Raw genomic sequence first — 18115 nt, 5'->3', positions numbered from 1 at the left:
CGTCAGTGGGGAGTGACCTGTGTCCGACGAGTCCGTGAGCGCCCGGCGCTTCGCGCGCGAGGGCATGGCCGTCCTCGACCGCCTGACCGAGGCCGCCCGCGAGGACGTGGCCCGCGCCGCCGAACTCATCGCCGAGTGCGTCCGTACCGACGGGGTGATCCAGGCCTTCGGCACCGGCCACTCCCAGGCGATGGTCCTCGAAGTCGCGGGCCGGGCGGGCGGGTTGGTCCCCACCAACCGGCTCAGCATCGCCGACCTCGTCCTGTACGGCGGTGACGCGCCGAGCGTCCTCGACGACCCGCTCCTGGAACGCGAGCCCGGTGTCGCCGCCCGCCTCTACGACCTGGCCGCCCCGCACCCCCAGGACCTCTTCGTCATCATCTCCAACTCCGGCGTCAACAGCGTCATCGTCGAGATGGCCCTGCACGCCAAGGAGCGGGGCCACCGGATCCTCGCCCTCACCTCCCTCGCCCACACCCGGGCCGTCCCCGCGGGCCACACCAGCGGCAAGAAGCTCGCCGATCTCGCGGACGTCGTCCTCGACAACGCGGCCCCGCCCGGCGACGCGCTGCTGGAGCTGCCCGGCGGCGGTGCGGTGTGCGCCCTGTCGACGCTCACCGGCGTGATGCTGGTGCAGATGGCCGTCGCGGAGGCCTCGGGACTGCTCCTCGCCGCCGGGGAGCGACCGCCCGTCTATGTCTCCGCCAACGTGCCCGGCGGGTTCGAGGGCAACCTGGACCTGGAGAAGCGGTACGCCGGACGGATCCGGCGCACCGCGAGCTGATCACTCCACGGGTACCGGCGTCAGCGCGACGGCCAGCGGATACGCGCCGGTCGTCAGCGGTGACCCGGCGGTGCCCGACGCGGTGTCGACCGGCACCAGGCTGTTCCCGTCCGCGGTGGTGACGTAGGCCGTGCCGCCGTCCCAGTCCAGGCCGACGTCGAAGGCGGACCTTCCGACGGTGACCTCGGCGCCGGGCGCGCCGGTCACCGTGTCGACGGGGGTGACCCGGTCCCCGGTGCTGGGACTGACCCACAGCGTCCGGCCGTCCGGGGACAGCCCGAGGCCGTAGGCCTGGCCGGTGACCAGCAGCGTCGGCTCGGTGTCGTTGGTCGCCGTGTCGATCGGAGTCACCGTCGAGCCACCGGAGTTGGACACGTACACCGTCCTCCCGTCGGGCGCGGCGACCACGTTGAAGGGCCTCGGGCCGACCGCGACGGGGGCGCCGGCCGTGCCGGTGGCGAGGTCGACGGGGCTGACCGTGTTGTCGTGGATGTTGGCCACGTACAGCGTCCTGCCGTCCGGCGTGACCGCCATGTTCTCCGGGCCGTCGCCGACCCGGACGGGCGTTCCGGCCTTGAGCGTCCCGGTGTCCACGGGCTGCACCGTGCCGTCCGTGTAGTTGGCCACCCACAGCGTCCCGCCGTCCGGGGTGAGCGCGAGACCGGCGGGGACCCGGCCGACGGCGACCGTGGCGGTGACCGCGCCGCGCGCCACGTCGAGCACGCTGACCGTGTTCGAACCCTGGTTGGCGACGTACGCGGTACGGCCGTCGGCGCTCACGACGACCTCCCCCGGGTTGGCGCCGACCGCGATGTTCTCGGTCGTCCCGGTGGAGAGGTCGATGGAACTGACCGACGCGCCACTGAAGTTGGCCGTCAGCGCTCGCGGAGTGCCGCTGCCGTCGGTGACCTGGACGGGGAGCGCCCGGTCGAGGAGCCCCGTGCCCGAGACGACGACCGAGTGGACGCCTTCCTCGGCGGCCGCGTCGGCGGTGAGGGTGACCGTGACCGATGCCGGGCCGGTGACCGTGCCCTCGGCGGGAGTGGCGGTGACGCCCTCGGGCACGTCCAGCTTCCAGCCGACGGTCTTCTCCCGCGCGTCGGACAGGTCCAGGGTGACCGTGGCGGACGCCCCGGGCCGCAGGGACAGCGCGTCGGGGGAGAAGGAGGCGTCGACACCGGGGTCGGGTGCGGTCTGGAGCATCGTCGTGTAGAGGAACTGGTCCATCACACCCGGCGAGACCTGCTCGGGCACGGCGTCCAGCGCCTTGCGCTCGGCCCTCAGTTCGGCCCAGTACCGGCTGACGGCCTGAGTGTCGCCGTCCTTGTGCGTCAGCAGCAGGTCCACGGCGGTCTCGCCCGCGCCGCCGTAGCGGCCGAGCTTGTCCAGCCAGGCCGAGGTCTCGTCGAGGAACCCGGGGTTGTCCAGCAGGGCCCGCAGCCGGGCCGGGGTGGCGGCCATGTCGGCGAAGTATCCCCTGAGCGCGGCGGCGGCCCGCTCGAGGCCGCTGTCCTGCTCGTAGGCCTTGCGGAAGGCGGCGATCAGAGGGGTGAGCGTCGGGGACTCGGTGGGGTCGAGCTGGGAGGAGTAGCTGTTCTCGGCGAAGATCCGCAGCCAGCGGGCGGCGCCGGGTCCGGCGAGGTCCCGTACGGAGGCGAGGAACGCGGCCCGGGGGTCGTACGCGTCCGGGTTCCACAGATAGGCGGCCGTGGTGAACAGGGCGATCCGGCTCGCCTCTCCCTGCACCATCGGGTTGGCGGTCACCCCGGTCGACGCGCTCGCCACGCCGGGCTCGCGGCCGGTGTAGGGGCCGAGCAGGAGACGGCTGGTGACGTAGTCGTTGACCGGATAGTTGTCCCAGACCAGGATCGGGTGGCCGTACACCTCACGTGCCTGCTTCACCTGCTCGGCGGTGATGGTCGGCGCGATCACGCCGACGCCGGTCCACTCGACGACCACGGACGGGTCGAGCTTCTCCCGCAGCGCCTTCTTGTAAGGGGAGTCGGCGAGGTCGGAGTACTCGGTGGGGACCATCTCCAAGGGCTCGAGGTCCGTGTGCTCGGCGGTGAACTCCCGCCACACCGTGTTGAGCAGACGCGCCTGCGCGGCGCCCGCCGCACCGCCGCCCGTCCCGAACTCCGCCTCGTCGGCCGCGCAGTTCCACTTCGTGTAGCTGATGTCGTCCAGCGGGATCGCGAAGGAGCGCACACCGATGTCGTACAGCGAGTCGAACTTGGCGGTGAGCGCCTTGATGTCGGCGTCGGAGGAGTAGCAGACGGAGAGACCGGGGGAGAGGGCGTAGGTGAAGCGGACGTGGTTGGCGCGGGCACGGTCGACCAGTTCCCTCAGCCGGTCCAGTTCGGCGGGCGGGTACGGGTCGCGCCAGCGGGCGCGGAGGTAGTCGTCGTCCTTGGGGGAGTAGACGTAGACGTTCTGTTTCGTACGGCCGTAGAAGTCCAGCTGGGCGAGGCGTTCGGCGTGCGACCAGGGCGTGCCGTAGAAGCCCTCGATGACACCGCGCAGGCCGGCGGTGGGCCAGTCGCGGACGGTGACGGTGGGCATCCGGTCGCCGGTCACGAGCTGGCGCAGGGTCTGGGCCGCGTAGAAGGTGCCGGTGGTGTCGGTGCCGGAGAGGGCGAGGAGGGCGCGGCCGTGTGAGTGTCCGGCGCCGAGGGTGTAGCCGCCGGAGGGCAGGCCGGTCGGGGGCTCGGCGCGCAGGTTCCTCAGGGCCGCCGCGGTGGCGGGGTTCTCGGTGGGGCCGCCGACGTACACCGTGAGGGCGGAGGCGGGCGGCCGCCGGCCCGCCGGCACGGTGACGATGTGGTCGGCGCCGGCCTCGCGCAGCACGGACTCGACCAGGCGTCGGGCGGCGGGGTCGGTGCGCGGGCCGACGACCTCGACGACCCGGTCCGGCACGGTGAGCCGTCCCGGGCCCGCGTGCACGCTCTTCGGCGTCGGCCACATCTGCGGAATCCTGCTGCGGGGCTCGGGCGTGGTGGCGGCCGTGGCCGGGGCGGTGAGGCCGAGGGTCAGGAGCAGGGCGGCGGCCGATATCAGCGGGCGGCGGGCGCGTCTGACTCGGACAGCTGGAAACACGGGCAGCGCGGAATGCGCAGGAGGTACAGGACGCACGGGTCCTCCCGGGACTGGATGAATGTATCCATCGGGAGATGGTAGAGATGATGAATACTTGATTCAATGGTGCGGGAGTTCCATGACCGGAAGCCCGCGCGCCCGAAGGCAGGTGGGCGCACACTGGAAGTGTGCTGTCGGTGCTCAAGGGGGTGTCGGCATGGCTGCGTCTGGGTGTCCGAGGGTGCGGCTGTGGCGATGGCGGCGCAGCCCGCTGAGGCGGCGCAGTGACGTCATCGAGGCCTGGGTCGTGCTGTGCGCATGGCTGTTGGCGCTGGTCGGTGCCGTGTTCGCGGGCCGGGCGGCGGCCGACGCGGTGGTCGCCTCCGCGCAGGAGCAGCGGGCCCGAAGCCACAAGGTGACGGCCGTCCTCGTGAAGGAGGCGGAGGACTCCCGGGCCTCGCGGGTCACCACCGACCATCTCGTGTGGTCCACCGTGCGCTGGACGGACCCGGACGGCAGGACCCACACCGACGAGGCACGTGTGCCGCCCAGCACCCATGCGGGCAGCAAGGTCGAGGTGTGGACGGACCGCAATGGCGTCATCGCCAACGAGCCGCTCTCCGAGGGCGAGATGACGCTGCACTCGATCGCCGGTGGCATCCTGGCCGGCGCGGGCACCGCCGGTCTCGTGCTGGGGTCGTCCTGGGTGGTACGGCTGGGGATGGAACGGCGCAGGCTGGAGCAGTGGGCCGCGGAGTGGGAGCGGCTGGACACGCCGTGGGGGTGGAAGACGGGCTGATACGGCGGCCCACTGCCGCTGGTCATGCGTCTGACCAGCTGATACCTCGTGTCAGCTGACGCCCGCCGTCACTTGACGTCCGCGCTCGGCAGCGCCGACGGCGACGCGGTGTTGAGGTCCTCCAGGCCCTTGGGGATGGCGAGCGTGAGGACCGGCGCGCCCGGCTGCGGCGCGGGCGGGGTCATCTGCTCCTTGGGCAGCTTCGGCGGCGTGGTCTGCTGGAAGTTGTTCGCGTCGAAGTTCACCAGGCCGGTCTTCTCCAGGACCGTCATGTGGTCGAGCACGGTGTCGTTCGCCAGGTCGGCCAGCTGACGGACCAGGGTGTTCTGCGTGGTGCCCCGGATCTTCGCGATCGCCGGGAAGATCTGCCCGTGCGTCACCCGCATGATCGCGACACCCGTGGCGTCGAACTCCTTGCCCGTCTTGGAATCCACGGTCGCCACGAACTGCTGCTGCTGCGGACTCGCCTGGTTGGGCAGCGTGATGTTCAGTTCGGACGCGAGCTTGCGGCAGGCGAGGTCGAGCCGGGCGTGTCCGACGACCAGGTGCTCGCCGGCCTCCTTCATCTCCGGTGTCGTACCGCGCTGCATCGCCATCATGCCCAGCGGGTGCTCCCAGAGGCCCGCGGCGCGGACCTTGACCACGAAGTCCCGGTCGGCCTCGGTCAGCGGACCGTACTGCGTGTTGGCGATGACGCGATCCTGATTAACGGAGGTGGTCTCCACGCCCAGCATGGCGGGGTAGGCGAGGGCGGAGAGAGTCAGGACGAGGGCGCCTCCCACGAAGACGGTTCCTACCATGCGGCGCGAGATGGGCATCGTGCCTCCAGAGACGAACGGCTCAGTACTCCAGGAGGTACGGACGCGGCGCGCGAAACAATCACCGCCGAGGGAAAAAACTTACGGCCGCCCGTGCGGGGTGCGTCACAGACGCCGGCTCAGCCCAGGTGACGCTCGAAGAACGCCGTCGTCACGTCCATCGACTCCCGCCACCGGGGCCCGAAGGTGTGCCCCTCGCCCGCCCACGTCCGCAGCTCCACGTCCTTCCCCGCCGCCTCGAACGCGGCGACCGTCGTCCTCGACCAGGCCGGGGGGCAGGTGTCGTCGGCGGTGCCGTGGTGGACCAGCAACGGCTCGGTGACCCGGTCGACATAGGTGACCGGCGAGACCTGCCGCCAGAACTCCGGGTTCTCCTCCGGGGTGCCGTGCGCCTCCTCGATCTCCTCGACCAGCGGGTCCCCTTCGGGCCGCTGGAACCGGTCGATGTTCTCCTCCGGGCGGGAGCTGACCGGCGCGAAGACGACGGCCGCGTCGACCAGGCCGGGCGCCACGACCAGCGCGTTGTACACGACCCCACCGCCCATCGACCGCCCCAGCAGCCCGATCCGCCCGTCGTCGACGTTCGGCCGGTCGGCGGACCGCAGGGCCTGTACGGCGTTGATGACGTCCTCCGTGTAACCGAGCCGCAGGTTGACGTCGTTGTCCGGGTCGTCGTCGGACCCGGCGTGGTTGCGGTAGTCGGTGTGCAGGACGACGTACCCACGGCGGGCGAGCAGGTCCTGCTCCCTGGGCATGCCCTGCCCGGTCGTGTACACGTCCGGGTCGATATAGCCGTGCGCCAGGACCAGCGCCGGGAAGGGGCCCTCGCCCCGGGGGACGTTCATGATCCCGGAAACGGTCAGCCCGTTGGACCGGTACGTGACGGCGTACTGCGTGTAGGCGTCGGTACGCAGGCGTACGGCACCGAGGCGCAGGCCGGAACCGTGGTGCTCGCGGCGGATCAGGGCGGGGAGGGAGACCGGGTCGGCGGGTGCGGGCGTGGATGTGCCGGGGGTCTGTGTGCGCGTGGGTGTGGGTGTCGTGCCGGCCGCTCGTGTCGACGCCGGCGGATCCGTACGCGGCGTGTCGTCGTCGCCGCCACCTCCGGTGCAGCCGACGGCGACCGCCAGGACCAGCCCAGCGGTGACACGGGCAGCGTCCCGAGGGAACCGCATGGGCCAAGTATCGCTCGGCTGCCGTCCGCGGACGCGCGGGGCGGGCGCGGTCCGGTGCCGGAAAGAACCTGTTGTGGTGCGCATCGCGCAGGTCTAGGGTGATATCGCCTGGAGGCCTCCGCCGGGCCGTCGGCCGAGTGGGCGGTGCGTGGCCGGGGCGGCTCCGGGTGAGGAAGTGATCCGGTTGTCCGTCGCCTGGGACGACGTCGGCGGTCTCGTCGATGCCCATGAACGTTTCCTGGCCGGCTCCCTCATCGAGTCGGACGTCAGGGACTCCGTGCTCGACTCCTGGAAGCGCTGCCGCTCCGCGGGGCTCGAGCCGCATCGGTTGCTGGTTTCCTACAGCGCTGACGTGACGCTGGACGACCGGTTCCTGCGCGCCGCCGACCCGGTCCTGCAGGACCTGATCGCGTCCCTCGCCGCCGCGGGCATGGCCATCGCGCTCTGCGACGCGCAGGGCCGCATGGTGCAGCGGCTCGGCGGTGACCCGCGGCTGCGCGAGCGCCTCGACGAGGTGCAGTTCGCCCCCGGCTTCGACGCCTCGGAACCGGTCGTGGGCACGAACGGCGTCGGCACCGCGCTGGCCGAGCGCGGCCCCGTCTACGTCGCCGGACGCGAGCACTTCGCCGACTGTCTGCAACCCTTCGCCTGCGCGGGAGCACCCGTCCGTGATCCGCTCAGCGGTCGTATCGAGGCCGTTCTCGACCTCACCTGTCTGCGCGACCAGGGCGATCCGGCCATGATGCGGATGGTGCGGGAGGCCGCCCGGAGCATCGAGGCCCGGCTGCTGGACCAGGCCACCCGCCGTGAGCGCGCGCTGCTCGCCGCGTACCGGCGGGCCGGCGGCCACCCGGAGACCTGGCCGAAACAGCCCGAGGGCCTGCCGCCCGGCCCGGACGGGGGCGTCGGCGCCCTGCCCCGGCTCGACCTGGTCGTACTGCGGGAGAAGGCCGAGGAACTCCTCGCCTCGCCGCACCGCACCCTCGACGAGGTCGCCCTGCCCAGCGGCCGCGCCGCCACCCTGCTGCGTCGTCAGGTCACGGGCGAGGACGGCGAGGTCGGCGTGGCGGTCGAGGCCCGCGTCCTCGGCGGCCCCCGCCTGCGCCACGTCGCGCCGTCGCCGTCGGCCACGCATGTGGCCCCGCTCGCCTCCGCCGACCGGACTCTGCCCTCCCCCTCCGTGCGCACCACGTCGCCGCGGAGCACGCCGGCTCCGCCCGCACCGCCCGAGCCGTCGGCATCGTGGCCGGCCGCGGACGCACGCGCCGCCCAGGCCACAACGGCCACGGCAGCCGCGCCCGCGCCGCCCACCACCGCCCCGCCCACTGCCCGGCACTCCGTCGTGCCGCCGCCCTCCGTACCCCAGCCGTACCCCGCCGGGTCCGAGCCTGACGCTGACGGAAGCGCGGACGCCCCGCGCATCGTCGCCGCCGAGCCACCGGCACCCGACCCGCCCCGCCCGGACGGCCAGGGCGCCGAGGGCCGGCTGCTGCTCGTCGGAGAGCCCGGGGTCGGCCGGCTGGCCGTGCTGGCGCGGCGGCGCCTTGAGTTGCTGCACGACGCGAGCGTGCGGATCGGCACCACCCTGGACGTCACCCGCACCGCCGAGGAACTCGCCGAGGTGACCGTCCCCCGGTTCGCCGACTTCGTCGCCGTCGACCTGCCCGACCCGGTACTGCGCGGTGAGGAACCGGAGGCGCTCGGCGGCCGGAGCGCGCTGCGCCGGGTGGCGATCCGCGCCGTACGCCAGGATCCCCACTACCTGTACGACGTCGGAGACCGCGTCGAGTACGTGCCGTCCACGCCGCAGGCCCGCTCCCTGGAGACCCGGCAGTCCGTGCTGGAACCCGTCCTGTCCGAGGCGGGCGGCTGGCTCGCGCAGGACCCGCGGCGGCTGGAACGGGTGCTCGCGGCCGGGATCCACTCCCTGATCACCGTGCCGCTGCGGGCGCGGGGCACGACCCTCGGCGTGGTCAGCTTCTACCGCTCCCTGCGACCCGCCGCCTTCGAGGACGACGACCTCTCCCTCGCCCAGGAGCTGGCCGGCCGCGCGGCGATCTGCATCGACAACGCCCGCCGCTACACCCGCGAGCACAACACGGCACTCGCCCTGCAGCGCAGCCTGCTGCCGCGGGGACGCCCCGAGCAGAGCGCCGTCGAGGTCGCCTACCGCTATCTGCCGGCGCAGGCCGGCGTCGGCGGCGACTGGTTCGACGTCATCCCGCTGTCCGGCGCCCGCGTCGCCCTCGTCGTCGGCGACGTCGTCGGGCACGGACTGCACGCCGCCGCCACGATGGGACGGCTGCGCACCGCGGTCCACAACTTCTGCTCCCTCGACCTCTCCCCGGACGACCTCCTCACCCACCTCGACGACCTGGTCGGTCGGCTCGACCGGGGCGAGGGCTGGGCGGCGGAGGGCACGCCGGACTCCGGCATCGTCGGAGCCACCTGCCTCTTCGCCGTCTACGATCCGGTGTCCCGGCGCTGCACCCTCACCCGCGCCGGGCACCCCTTGCCCGCGCTCGTCACCCCCGACGGCACCGTCGAGTTCCTCGACCTGCCCTCCGGCCCGCCCCTCGGCCTGGGCGGCCTGCCCTTCGAGACGGTCGAGCTGGAACTGGCCGAGGGCAGCCAGCTCGTGCTGTACACCGACGGGCTGGTCGAGGACCGCCACCGTGACATCGACGCCGGCCTCGACCGGCTGCGGACGGTCCTGGCGCGGGCCGGCCGCGCGCCCGAGGAGACCTGCGAGGCCGTCCTCGACGCGCTCCTCCCGGCCCGCCCCGGCGACGACGTCGCCCTCCTCGTGGCCCGCACCCACACCCTGGACGCCGACCACGTCGCCCAGTGGGAGCTGCCCAGCGACCCGGCGGTCGTCTCCCGCTCCCGTGCCGCGGTCACCGAACGACTCGCCGCCTGGGGCCTGGACGACCTGGCCTTCACCACCGAACTCATCGCCAGCGAACTCGTCACCAACGCCATCCGCCACGCCACCGGCCCCGTCCAGCTCCGCCTGCTCCGCGACCGCGCCCTGATCTGCGAGGTCTCCGACGGCAGCGGCACCTCACCGAGACTGCGCCGTGCCCGCAGCACGGACGAGGGCGGCCGGGGTCTGTTCCTCGTCGCCCAGCTCACCGAGCGCTGGGGGACGCGGTACACCCCCGACGGCAAGATCATCTGGACGGAACAGCCGTTGCCGTGACGCGCCGCCGGGGGGCGGGGGGCGCTACGGCTTCCCAGGCGTCGGCAACCCCGGCCCCTCACACCGTGTATCGGCCCCCGGCACCACCCCGTCGACGAGATACGCGGCCACCGTGCCGTCCACGCACCCGTTGCCCCGGCTGGCGAACACCCCGTGCGAGTAGTCGTCGTCGAGGACCACCAGCCGGGAACCGGGCAGCACCTCCCGAAGTCGCCGGGCGCCCTCGACGGGCGTCACCGGGTCGTGCGCGGACGCGACCAGCAGGACCGGCGGGGCGGCCGGACCGCCCAACGGGGTACGGCCGCCCGGGCGGTGGTGCCAGTAGGCGCAGGCCGTGGCCTCCAGGCCGGTCAGGACCGGCTGCGGGTCCAGTCGCCGTATGCGGCGGATGTCCGCCACGATCTCGCGCGGCGTCGGGCCCGGTCCGTCCGCGCACTTCACGATCCGGTTGGCCGCCTCGTAGTTGCGGGATTCGGGGCTGTCGAAGGCGGCGGCGGGGCGCAGGCCGGCCACGCCGCCGGCCGTCAGGTAGGCGCGCAGGCCGTCGGCCAGGCCCGCCCAGCGTTCGGTGCGGCCGAGGGCGCGGTAGACGGCACGGTCGAACTCCGCGGGACCGAAGCCCGCCACCGGTCGGGCGGCGAGGCCCTCACGTGCGCGCAGGTACGAACGCCGTACCGCATCCGATGTGTTGCCCAGGTCGAAGCGGTCCGGGTGCGCGGCGGTCCAGGCGAAGAACGTGTCGCGGGCGCGGAGCAGCGCCCGGGCCTGGAGCACGTCGAAGTCGTACCAGTCCCAGGGGCCGACCACGCTGTCCAGCACCATGCGGCCCACCCGGTGCGGGAAGCGAGCCGCGTAGGCCGCGCCCAGGTAGGTGCCGTACGAGACACCGAGGAAGCTCGTCCGCGGCTCGCCCAGCGCGGCGCGGATCGCGTCCATGTCGTACGCCGTCCGTTCGGTGGACAGGTACGGCAGCATCGCCGTGCCCGCCCCCGTCGCGCAGTCGTCGGCCAGCCGGCGCTGTGCGTCGAGGTACGACCGCTCGGCGCGCGGGCCCACCGGTACCGGGTCCGGGCCCGGAGCGCTGAACAGGCCGCCCATCGCGCCGCAGTCGACCGGCGTGCTGTGGCCGACGCCGCGTGGGTCGAAGCCGATGACGTCGTAGGCGCGCCGCACGCTCGCGGGGAGTTTGGCGCGCTTGGTCACCGCGTAGGGGAGCCCGGAGCCGCCCGGGCCGCCGGGGTTGACGAGCAGGATGCCGCGCCGCTCGGCCGGGGTGCCGGAGGCGGGGACGCGGGAGACGGCGATCTCGATGCGCGGGCCGGACGGGCGACGCAGGTCGAGCGGGACGGTGAGGCGCCCGCATTCCACGCGGTCCGGTGCGGGCGGGGCCGGCACGGAGTCCGGGCAGGCGCCGAAGGTGAGGGCGGGGGTGGCGCGGGCGGAGGCGGCGGCTGGGGCTGCCATGGGGAGCAGGGCCGCGGCGGCCGTGAGGGCGCACAGCAGGGCGGCGGGACGGGGCGGGACGGACAAGGGCACTCCAAGGCTGAGTAAGAACGGGGTAGCAAATGAAAATGATTATCGCTAACCTGTCCGCGTCAAGTCCGGCACCCCTCCGACCGAGGGGCGCCCAGGGCTGCCTTGACGTCTGGACTCACGGCACGAAAAGGGGAGTTGTGGCTCATCTGCTGGTGGTAGAGAGCTGGGTCGGGTCGATGAGCAGGCTGCTGCCAAGGGCGATCCGGGAGGGCGGACACGAGTTCACCTTCCTCACCCGTGACCTGCATCACTACCTGCGCTCGGCGCCCGAGGGGGCGGCACATCCGCTGCTCGGCGCCCGCAACGTGATCACGACCGAAACCAACGACCTCGACGCCCTGCTGCCCGAGGTGGCACGGCTGCACTCGGTGCTCGCCTTCGACGGGGTGATCACCTCCTGCGACTACTACCTGCCGGCGGTCGCCCGCATCGCCGGACACCTCGGCCTGCCCGGCCCCGGCCCCGAGGCCGTGGAGAACGCCTGCCGCAAGGACGCCACCCGCCGCGTCCTCGCCGACGCCGGCCTGCCGGGACCGCGCTTCGCCGTGCACGAGGAGTGGGCCGACCTCGCGCGGGCCGCGAAGGAGATCGGCTACCCGCTCGTCGCCAAACCAGTCGACCTGTGCGCGGGCATGTATGTGCGCCGCGTCGACGACGAGGCCCAACTTGCGGACCTGGTCAGGGACCTGGCCGACTTCCCGGTCAACGCCCGCGGCCAGCGCCGCACCCCCGCCGTCCTCCTCGAAGAGCTCCTCGACGGCCCCGAGGTGAGCGTGGAGACCGTGTCGTACGCGGGCGCCGTGCACATGGTCGGCGTCACCGACAAGAGCATCGGCGGAGCGCCCGCCTTCATCGAGACCGGCCACATGTTCCCCGCCGCGCTGCCGCTCGCCGACCTCGACGCCGCCGAGCAGACCGCCCTCGGCGCGCTCAAGGCCCTCGGCCTGACCGACGGGGTCGTGGCGCACACCGAGATCAAGCTCACCTCCGCCGGGCCCCGCGTCGTCGAGGTCAACCCCCGGCCCGCCGGCAACCGCATCACCGAGCTCGTCCGCCATGTCACCGGCATCGACCTCGCCGCCGCCTTCGTGGACGTCGCCCTCGGCCGCCGCCCCGACCTCCGGCGCACGGACACCGGCCTGCGCAGCGCCGCCGTCGGCTTCCTCGTCCCGGACCGCGCGGGCACGCTCGAAGCCCTGGACGCGGGTCGACTGGCCGACGGGCCAGGCGTGTTGGAAGTGCAGCTCGCCGAACCCGGCAAAGCCGTGAAGGCGGCGGGCAGCAACAACGAGTACCTGGGCCACGTCATGGCAGGCGACCCCGACGGGCCCGGCGCCCGCGACTGTGTCGAGAGCATGCTGGCCGGCCTGCGCGCCGGGATGGTGATCCGATGACCCCGGTCGGCGCCCAGCGGGCGGCGCCCTGTCGGACGTACGACGATCTCGTCGCCCAGGTCCGCGCGGGCGCCCTCGGCCCCGACCCCCGCACCCGGCGCGTCGCCGTCGCCTTCACCACCCGGCAGGCCGTACGGCACGACGGACGCGGCACCGGCTACCGCAACGAGGTCCTCAGCCTGCGGCTCGCCGAGGCCGTCGGCTCGTGCGCCGTCGAGCCCGGCGAACTGCCGGACAGCGCGCTCGACGACTGCGTCGGCGCCGACGTGGCACGGCTGCTGGAACACCCGCTGGCGGCCGTGCGCGTGGCCGCCCTCGACGCCTACCTGATGCACGTCACCCCGCACACACCGGACCACGGGGCGCTGCCCACCCCGCTGCCCGCCGGGTCCTCGCTGGAGAAGTCCGAGGCCAGGGCGAGAGCCGTGGTCGAGCTGCTGGACCTGCCGGCCGGGGCGACGGTGCTCGTCGTCGGAGTCGTCAACTCCCTCCTGGCGGCCCTGCGTTCGCGTGGGCTCGGCTATGTCCCGTGCGACCTCAAGGGCGGGGTGACCGAGTGGGAGGAGCCGGTCGTCATGGACGCGCTCGCCGCCGCCGCGCGCTGTGACGCGCTGCTGGTGTCCGGGATGACCCTGGGCAACGGCAGCTTCGAGCCCCTGCGCGAGCACGCGCTGCGGCACGGCAAGCAGCTGGTGATGTTCGCGCAGACCGGCAGCGCGGTGCTGCCCCGCTTCCTGGGGCACGGTGTGAGCGCGGTGTGCGCGGAGCCGTACCCCTTCTTCTGGCTCGACGGCGGCCCCGGGGTCGTCCACCGCTACCGCTGTGCCGGAGGTGCGCGATGACCACCACCGCCGTACGGTCCACCGCCCGCCCGGAGTTGCTCACCCTGCTCGGCCGCACACCCGTCGTCCGCGTCACCACCGACCTGCCCCACGCCCATCCCGGCTTCTGGGCCAAGCTCGAAGGGCTCGCGGCGGGCGGCATGAAGGCACGGGCCGCCGTGTCGATGCTGCTCGGCGCCCGCGAGCGCGGCGAACTGCTGCCCGGCGCCCCGGTCGTGGAGTCCACCTCCGGCACGCTCGGCATCGGGCTCGCCTTCGCCGGGCAGGCGCTCGGCCACCCCGTCGTGCTGGTCGGCGACAGCGAACTGGAGCCGTCCATGCGGCAGTTGCTGCGCGCGCACGGCGTCCGCCTGGAACTCGTGGACCGCCCGGCGCCCCAGGGCGGCTGGCAGGCCGCACGGCTCGACCGGCTGCGCGCGCTGCTCGCAGAACTGCCCGGCGCCTACTGGCCGGACCAGTACAACAACCCCGACAACACGACCGGCTACGCCTCCCTGGCCGCCGAACTCGCCGTCCAGCTCGACCACTTGGACGTCCTGGTCTGCAGCGTCGGCACGGGCGGCCACAGTGCCGGGATCATCGGCCCGCTGCGCCGGCACTGGCCCGGCCTCCGGCTCGTCGGCGTGGACGCCACCGGCTCCACGATCTTCGGCCAGCCCGCCCGCCCCCGTCTCATGCGGGGCCTCGGCAGCAGCATCCACCCGCGCAACGTCGCCTACGACGCCTTCGACGAGGTCCACTGGATCGGCCCCGCCGAGGCCGTGGACAGCTGCCGCAGGCTCGCCCGGGGCAGCTTCGTCAGCGGCGGCTGGAGCACGGGGGCCGTGGCGCGGGTCGCCGCCTGGGCGGCCCGCGTGCACCCGGGCGCGGTCGTCGCCACCGTCTTCCCCGACGGGCCGCACCGCTACCTCGGCACCGTCTACGACGACGACTTCCTCACCGCCCACGGACTCGACCTCGCGGGCGCCGCCGCCCGGCCCGTGGAGATACCGCACCCGTACGCCGCCGAGGCGAGCGGCTGGGCGCGGTGCACCCGGGTCGCCGACCCCCTCTCTCCCGGAAGGACACGATGAAGGCCCGCCTGCGCACCGTACGGCTCGAACTCGCCCAGCCGCTGCGCATCTCCCGCTCCACCATGACCGCCCGCGACGCCGTGTGGCTGGGCGTCGAGCACGACGGGGTGACCGGCTACGGCGAGGCCGTCAGCAGCGTGTACTACGGCCTGGACGCCGACACGCTCGTACGGCTGATCGCGTCGGTCGACCTCGAACGGTTCGCCGATCCCGAGAGCGCGCTGGAGGCCCTGCCGACGGGTGCCGGTGCCGGTCCTGGTGCCGTACCCCCAGCCGTGACCGCCGCCGTCGAGTCGGCGCTGCTGGACCTCGTCGGCAAGCGGGACGGTGTGCCCGTCCACCGCCTTCTGGGGACCGATACGCCGTTCGGCGTCGCCACCGCACGCACCATCGGCATCACCTCGCTCGCGCACGCGGCCGCCGAGGCCCGGCGCCTGGCCGCGAGCGGCTTCGAGATCGTCAAGGTGAAGGCGGGCTCGTCCGATGCGGAGGACGACGTGGAGCGTGTGCGGGTCATCCGTGACGCGGCTCCCCACGTGCGGCTGCTGCTGGACCCGAACGGGGCCTGGAGCGTGGTGGAGGCCGAGCGGCTGCTGCCCCGGTTCGCCGCGCTCGGGGTCGAGGCCGTCGAACAGCCGCTGCCGCCCGGTGACCCGGACGTGCTGGGCGCCCTCGCCGAGAAGTCGCCGCTGTCCGTCATCGCCGACGAGGACGCGGTGAGTGTGGAGGACGTACGGCGGCTGGCCGGACGCGTGCACGGCGTCAACGTCAAGCTCGCCAAGTGCGGCGGAGTCCGGGCGGCCCTGCGGATCGCCGAGTTGATCGAGGGCAGCGGGACCGAGCTGATGCTCGGCTGCCTCACCGCCAGCAGCCTCGGCATCGCGCCCGCCGTCCACCTGGCCGACCGCGCCCGCTGGACCGACCTCGACGGACATCTGCTGCTGGCCCACGACCCGTGGCGCGGGATCGGCGGCGACGACGGCGTCGTACGCACAAGTGCCCTTCCCGGTCTGGGAGTCGAGGAGGTGGAGGCCGCCCATGAAGACGTGGCGTGAGATGCGGGCCTTCCCACTCGCCGTCCAGCTCCTCCTGGTCAACCAGCTCGGCGTCAACACCGGCTTCTACCTCCTCATCCCGTACCTCGCCACCCACCTCGGCGAGAACCTGGGCATGTCGGCGGCGGTCGTCGGCATCGTGCTCGGCGTGCGCAACCTCAGCCAGCAGGGCCTGTTCATCATCGGCGGTTCGGCGGCGGACCGGCTCGGGGCGCGGGGCGTGATCATCGCCGGGTGCGCGCTCAGGACCGTCGGCTTCGCGCTGTTCGCGCTGGGCGACGGGCTGCCGGTGCTGCTCGCCGCGTCCGTGCTCAGCGGGCTCGCGGGTGCCCTGTTCAACCCGGCCGTGCGGGCCTACCTCGCCCAGGAGGCGGGGGAGCGCAAGGCGGAGGCGTTCGCGCTGTTCAACGTGTTCGCCACGACCGGCGCGCTCATCGGGCCGCTGCTCGGCAGCGCCCTGCTCCTCGTCGACTTCCGCACCTCCGCGCTGACCGCCGCCGGCATCTTCGCGGTCCTCACCGTGGCCCAGGCCCTCGTGCTGCCCGCGCGCAAGGTCGAGCCCAGCGGCACGGGTGTCCTCGGCGACTGGCGCGAGGTGCTCGGCAACCGGGCCTTCCTCGCCTTCGCGCTCGCCATGGTCGGCATGTTCACCCTGGAGAACCAGCTCTACCTGCTGCTGCCCGCCGGGGCCCGCGAGGCCACCGGCTGGGACGGGGCCGCCGGCATCGTCTTCCTCGTCGGCACGGTCGCCAACCTGGCGCTCCAGCTGCGCATCACACGGTCCCTCAAGTCACGTGGCAACAGGGCGCGTTGGATCGCGGCCGGGCTCGCCGTGATGGGCCTGGCCTTCCTTCCGCCCACGCTGGTGGCGGGTGCCGGATCCCCCGGTCTGCTCGACGCCGTACCCGTCCTGCTCGGCGCACTGCTCCTCTACGTCGGCGTCATGGTCGCCTCGCCCTTCGTCATGGAGCTCATCCCCCGCTTCGGCCGCCCCGAGCTGACCGGCACCTACTTCGGGATCTTCTACGTCGTGTCCGGCATCGCCTCGGCCGTGGGCAACACCGTCGTCGGCTGGGCCATGGACGCGGGCGAGCACGGCGGCCACGCATGGTTCCCCTGGGCGTCCTGCGCCGCCTTCGGCCTCGCCTCGGCGGGTGGCGTGGCCTGGCTGCACAGGCGCGGGGCGCTGCCGGCGGATCCGGTGCCGGCGACGCCCGAGCCGGACGGCGAGAGGAGTACGGCGTGAGTGAGCCGGACGTGGTGAGTGAGTCGGGCGCCGTCGAGGCCGCCTCGGCGACGGCTGCGGAGGGCTCGCGTGGCCGGTTGGAGCGGGGCCCGGGCGCTGAGCGCGCGGGCGTCGGTCATGGGGCCTGTCTTGCCGAGTTCGGTCGCCGGGAGGCGGGCGGTGCAGACGCGGTCGACGGCGACCGGCCGGCCACCACGGCCGACTCGCCGAGTGGTGAGCGGCTCGGCGGGACCATGCCGTCGAGCGGCCGGGACGCGGACGTTCCCGTCGCGGACGGGAGCGAGGCGAGAGACGGATTCGGCGGCGTCGGCGCCCCCGCGGACAGCCGGAACCTCCTCACCGACAACCCCGCCCTCTACGAGGCCCGCTTCCCCGACCCCGACCGGCTCGCCGGACGGTGGGCCGAGGACTGCCTGCGGCGCCACGGCGCCGGGGCCCGGGTGCTGGACATGGGCTGCGGTACCGGTCGCGACGCCGCTCATCTGCGTTCCGTCGGCCGGGAGGTGACCGGCGCCGACCTCTCCGAGACGATGCTGGAGCACGCCCGGGTCCATCACCCGGGGCCCGCTTACGTCCGGGCGGACCTGCACGGTTTCACCCCGGGCGACCTGGGCGGGGGCGCCTTCGACGCCGTCGTCTGCCTGGACAGCTCCCTGCTGTACTGCCACACCAACGACCAGCTCGACGGCTTCCTCGCCTCCTGCCGCGAGGCCCTCGCGCCGGGCGGGCTGCTGGTCGCGGAGATGCGCAACGGGGCGTACTTCCTGGGTCGTACGGACCTCCTGGACGACCCGAAGGTCAACTCCTTCAGCTGGCAGGGCACCGCCTACCGGTCCCGCACCACCCTCACCGTCGACCGCACCGCCCAACTCCTGCGCCGTACCCGCGTATGGACCGCCGACGACGGATCACCGCCCGTCGAACAACGGTCCGCCTGGCGGCTGCTGTTCCCGCAGGAGCTGCGCCGCTTCCTCGCCGCGCACGGCTTCGAGGTGCTCGAACTGCACGACGGGCCCGGACCACGCACCGAACCCCCGTGGGGCGAGGGCGAGTTGCCCGGGACCGTCACCGACGCGGACCGGCTGCACCTCGTCGCGCGCCTGCACACCCTCTGAC

At 73.5% G+C, this 18115-nt stretch carries 12 protein-coding genes and 1 pseudogene; 9 read left to right on the top strand and 4 right to left on the bottom strand.

What is annotated here, in order from left to right; translation table 11 throughout:
• Window positions 1–19 precede the first annotated feature (19 nt).
• Window positions 20–784, top strand: coding sequence for a sugar isomerase domain-containing protein (locus ACFZBP_RS04505; RefSeq protein WP_383446001.1), 765 nt, complete (start codon window positions 20–22; stop codon window positions 782–784).
• Here ACFZBP_RS04505 and ACFZBP_RS04500 read toward each other — a convergent pair whose 3' ends face one another.
• A complete protein-coding gene (locus tag ACFZBP_RS04500; RefSeq protein WP_391409857.1) occupies window positions 785–3880 on the bottom strand; it encodes a beta-N-acetylglucosaminidase domain-containing protein in 3096 nt (1031 codons plus the stop codon).
• A gap of 196 nt (window positions 3881–4076) precedes the next feature.
• Between ACFZBP_RS04500 and ACFZBP_RS04495 the strand changes: the two genes are divergently transcribed.
• On the top strand, window positions 4077–4658 hold the full coding sequence (locus ACFZBP_RS04495; RefSeq protein WP_391409855.1) for a hypothetical protein: 582 nt from the start codon (window positions 4077–4079) through the stop codon (window positions 4656–4658).
• Window positions 4659–4726: 68 nt separating this feature from the next.
• Here ACFZBP_RS04495 and ACFZBP_RS04490 read toward each other — a convergent pair whose 3' ends face one another.
• Window positions 4727–5476: a DUF4142 domain-containing protein gene (locus ACFZBP_RS04490; RefSeq protein ID WP_391409853.1), complete on the bottom strand. Its 750-nt coding sequence runs from the start codon at window positions 5474–5476 to the stop codon at window positions 4727–4729.
• Between the two features lie 119 nt (window positions 5477–5595).
• Complete coding sequence (locus ACFZBP_RS04485) at window positions 5596–6651, bottom strand: alpha/beta fold hydrolase (protein ID WP_391409851.1); 1056 nt, start codon at window positions 6649–6651, stop codon at window positions 5596–5598.
• A 175-nt stretch (window positions 6652–6826) separates the two neighbouring features.
• Between ACFZBP_RS04485 and ACFZBP_RS04480 the strand changes: the two genes are divergently transcribed.
• Window positions 6827–9853 carry a SpoIIE family protein phosphatase gene (locus tag ACFZBP_RS04480; RefSeq protein ID WP_391409849.1) on the top strand — a complete coding sequence of 1009 codons (3027 nt, stop codon included), beginning with the start codon at window positions 6827–6829 and terminating at the stop codon, window positions 9851–9853.
• Between the two features lie 24 nt (window positions 9854–9877).
• Here ACFZBP_RS04480 and ACFZBP_RS04475 read toward each other — a convergent pair whose 3' ends face one another.
• Window positions 9878–11383 (bottom strand): alpha/beta fold hydrolase, encoded by a 1506-nt coding sequence (locus ACFZBP_RS04475; RefSeq protein WP_391409847.1) that lies wholly within the window; start codon window positions 11381–11383, stop codon window positions 9878–9880.
• Between the two features lie 143 nt (window positions 11384–11526).
• Between ACFZBP_RS04475 and ACFZBP_RS04470 the strand changes: the two genes are divergently transcribed.
• The 6 genes and pseudogenes from ACFZBP_RS04470 to ACFZBP_RS04445 form a co-directional block, all read left to right on the top strand.
• Window positions 11527–12783, top strand: coding sequence for an ATP-grasp domain-containing protein (locus tag ACFZBP_RS04470; protein WP_391409845.1), 1257 nt, complete (start codon window positions 11527–11529; stop codon window positions 12781–12783).
• The gene (locus tag ACFZBP_RS04465) at window positions 12780–13625 is read left to right on the top strand and encodes a Rossmann-like domain-containing protein (RefSeq protein WP_391409843.1); all 846 of its coding nucleotides are present in this window, start codon (window positions 12780–12782) and stop codon (window positions 13623–13625) included. The genes ACFZBP_RS04470 and ACFZBP_RS04465 overlap by 4 nt, the downstream gene beginning before the upstream one ends.
• Window positions 13622–14698 (top strand): pyridoxal-phosphate dependent enzyme, encoded by a 1077-nt coding sequence (locus ACFZBP_RS04460; protein WP_391409841.1) that lies wholly within the window; start codon window positions 13622–13624, stop codon window positions 14696–14698. The genes ACFZBP_RS04465 and ACFZBP_RS04460 overlap by 4 nt, the downstream gene beginning before the upstream one ends.
• On the top strand, window positions 14695–15753 hold the full coding sequence (locus tag ACFZBP_RS04455) for an enolase C-terminal domain-like protein (protein WP_391409839.1): 1059 nt from the start codon (window positions 14695–14697) through the stop codon (window positions 15751–15753). The genes ACFZBP_RS04460 and ACFZBP_RS04455 overlap by 4 nt, the downstream gene beginning before the upstream one ends.
• The gene (locus ACFZBP_RS04450) at window positions 15737–16999 is read left to right on the top strand and encodes an MFS transporter (protein WP_391409837.1); all 1263 of its coding nucleotides are present in this window, start codon (window positions 15737–15739) and stop codon (window positions 16997–16999) included. Before ACFZBP_RS04455 ends, ACFZBP_RS04450 begins: the two co-directional genes overlap by 17 nt.
• A gap of 329 nt (window positions 17000–17328) precedes the next feature.
• Window positions 17329–18114, top strand: a pseudogene (locus tag ACFZBP_RS04445) (class I SAM-dependent DNA methyltransferase); the annotation flags it as partial.
• Between the last annotated feature and the right edge of the window lies 1 nt (window position 18115).

Origin of the sequence: Streptomyces sp. NPDC008086 (genome assembly GCF_042957325.1) — a bacterium.
GTDB lineage: Bacteria > Actinomycetota > Actinomycetes > Streptomycetales > Streptomycetaceae > Streptomyces.
This window is presented reverse-complemented; position numbering and strand designations above follow the sequence as displayed.

What these genes read in the sequence shown, in the direction of transcription:
- ACFZBP_RS04495 (WP_391409855.1), top strand. Translation starts at nt 4,077, where the DNA reads ATGGCTGCGTCTGGGTGTCCGAGGGTGCGGCTGTGGCGATGGCGGCGC.
- ACFZBP_RS04490 (WP_391409853.1), bottom strand. Translation starts at nt 5,476, where the DNA reads ATGCCCATCTCGCGCCGCATGGTAGGAACCGTCTTCGTGGGAGGCGCC.
- ACFZBP_RS04485 (WP_391409851.1), bottom strand. Translation starts at nt 6,651, where the DNA reads ATGCGGTTCCCTCGGGACGCTGCCCGTGTCACCGCTGGGCTGGTCCTG.
- ACFZBP_RS04465 (WP_391409843.1), top strand. Translation starts at nt 12,780, where the DNA reads ATGACCCCGGTCGGCGCCCAGCGGGCGGCGCCCTGTCGGACGTACGAC.
- ACFZBP_RS04460 (WP_391409841.1), top strand. Translation starts at nt 13,622, where the DNA reads ATGACCACCACCGCCGTACGGTCCACCGCCCGCCCGGAGTTGCTCACC.
- ACFZBP_RS04455 (WP_391409839.1), top strand. Translation starts at nt 14,695, where the DNA reads ATGAAGGCCCGCCTGCGCACCGTACGGCTCGAACTCGCCCAGCCGCTG.
- ACFZBP_RS04450 (WP_391409837.1), top strand. Translation starts at nt 15,737, where the DNA reads ATGAAGACGTGGCGTGAGATGCGGGCCTTCCCACTCGCCGTCCAGCTC.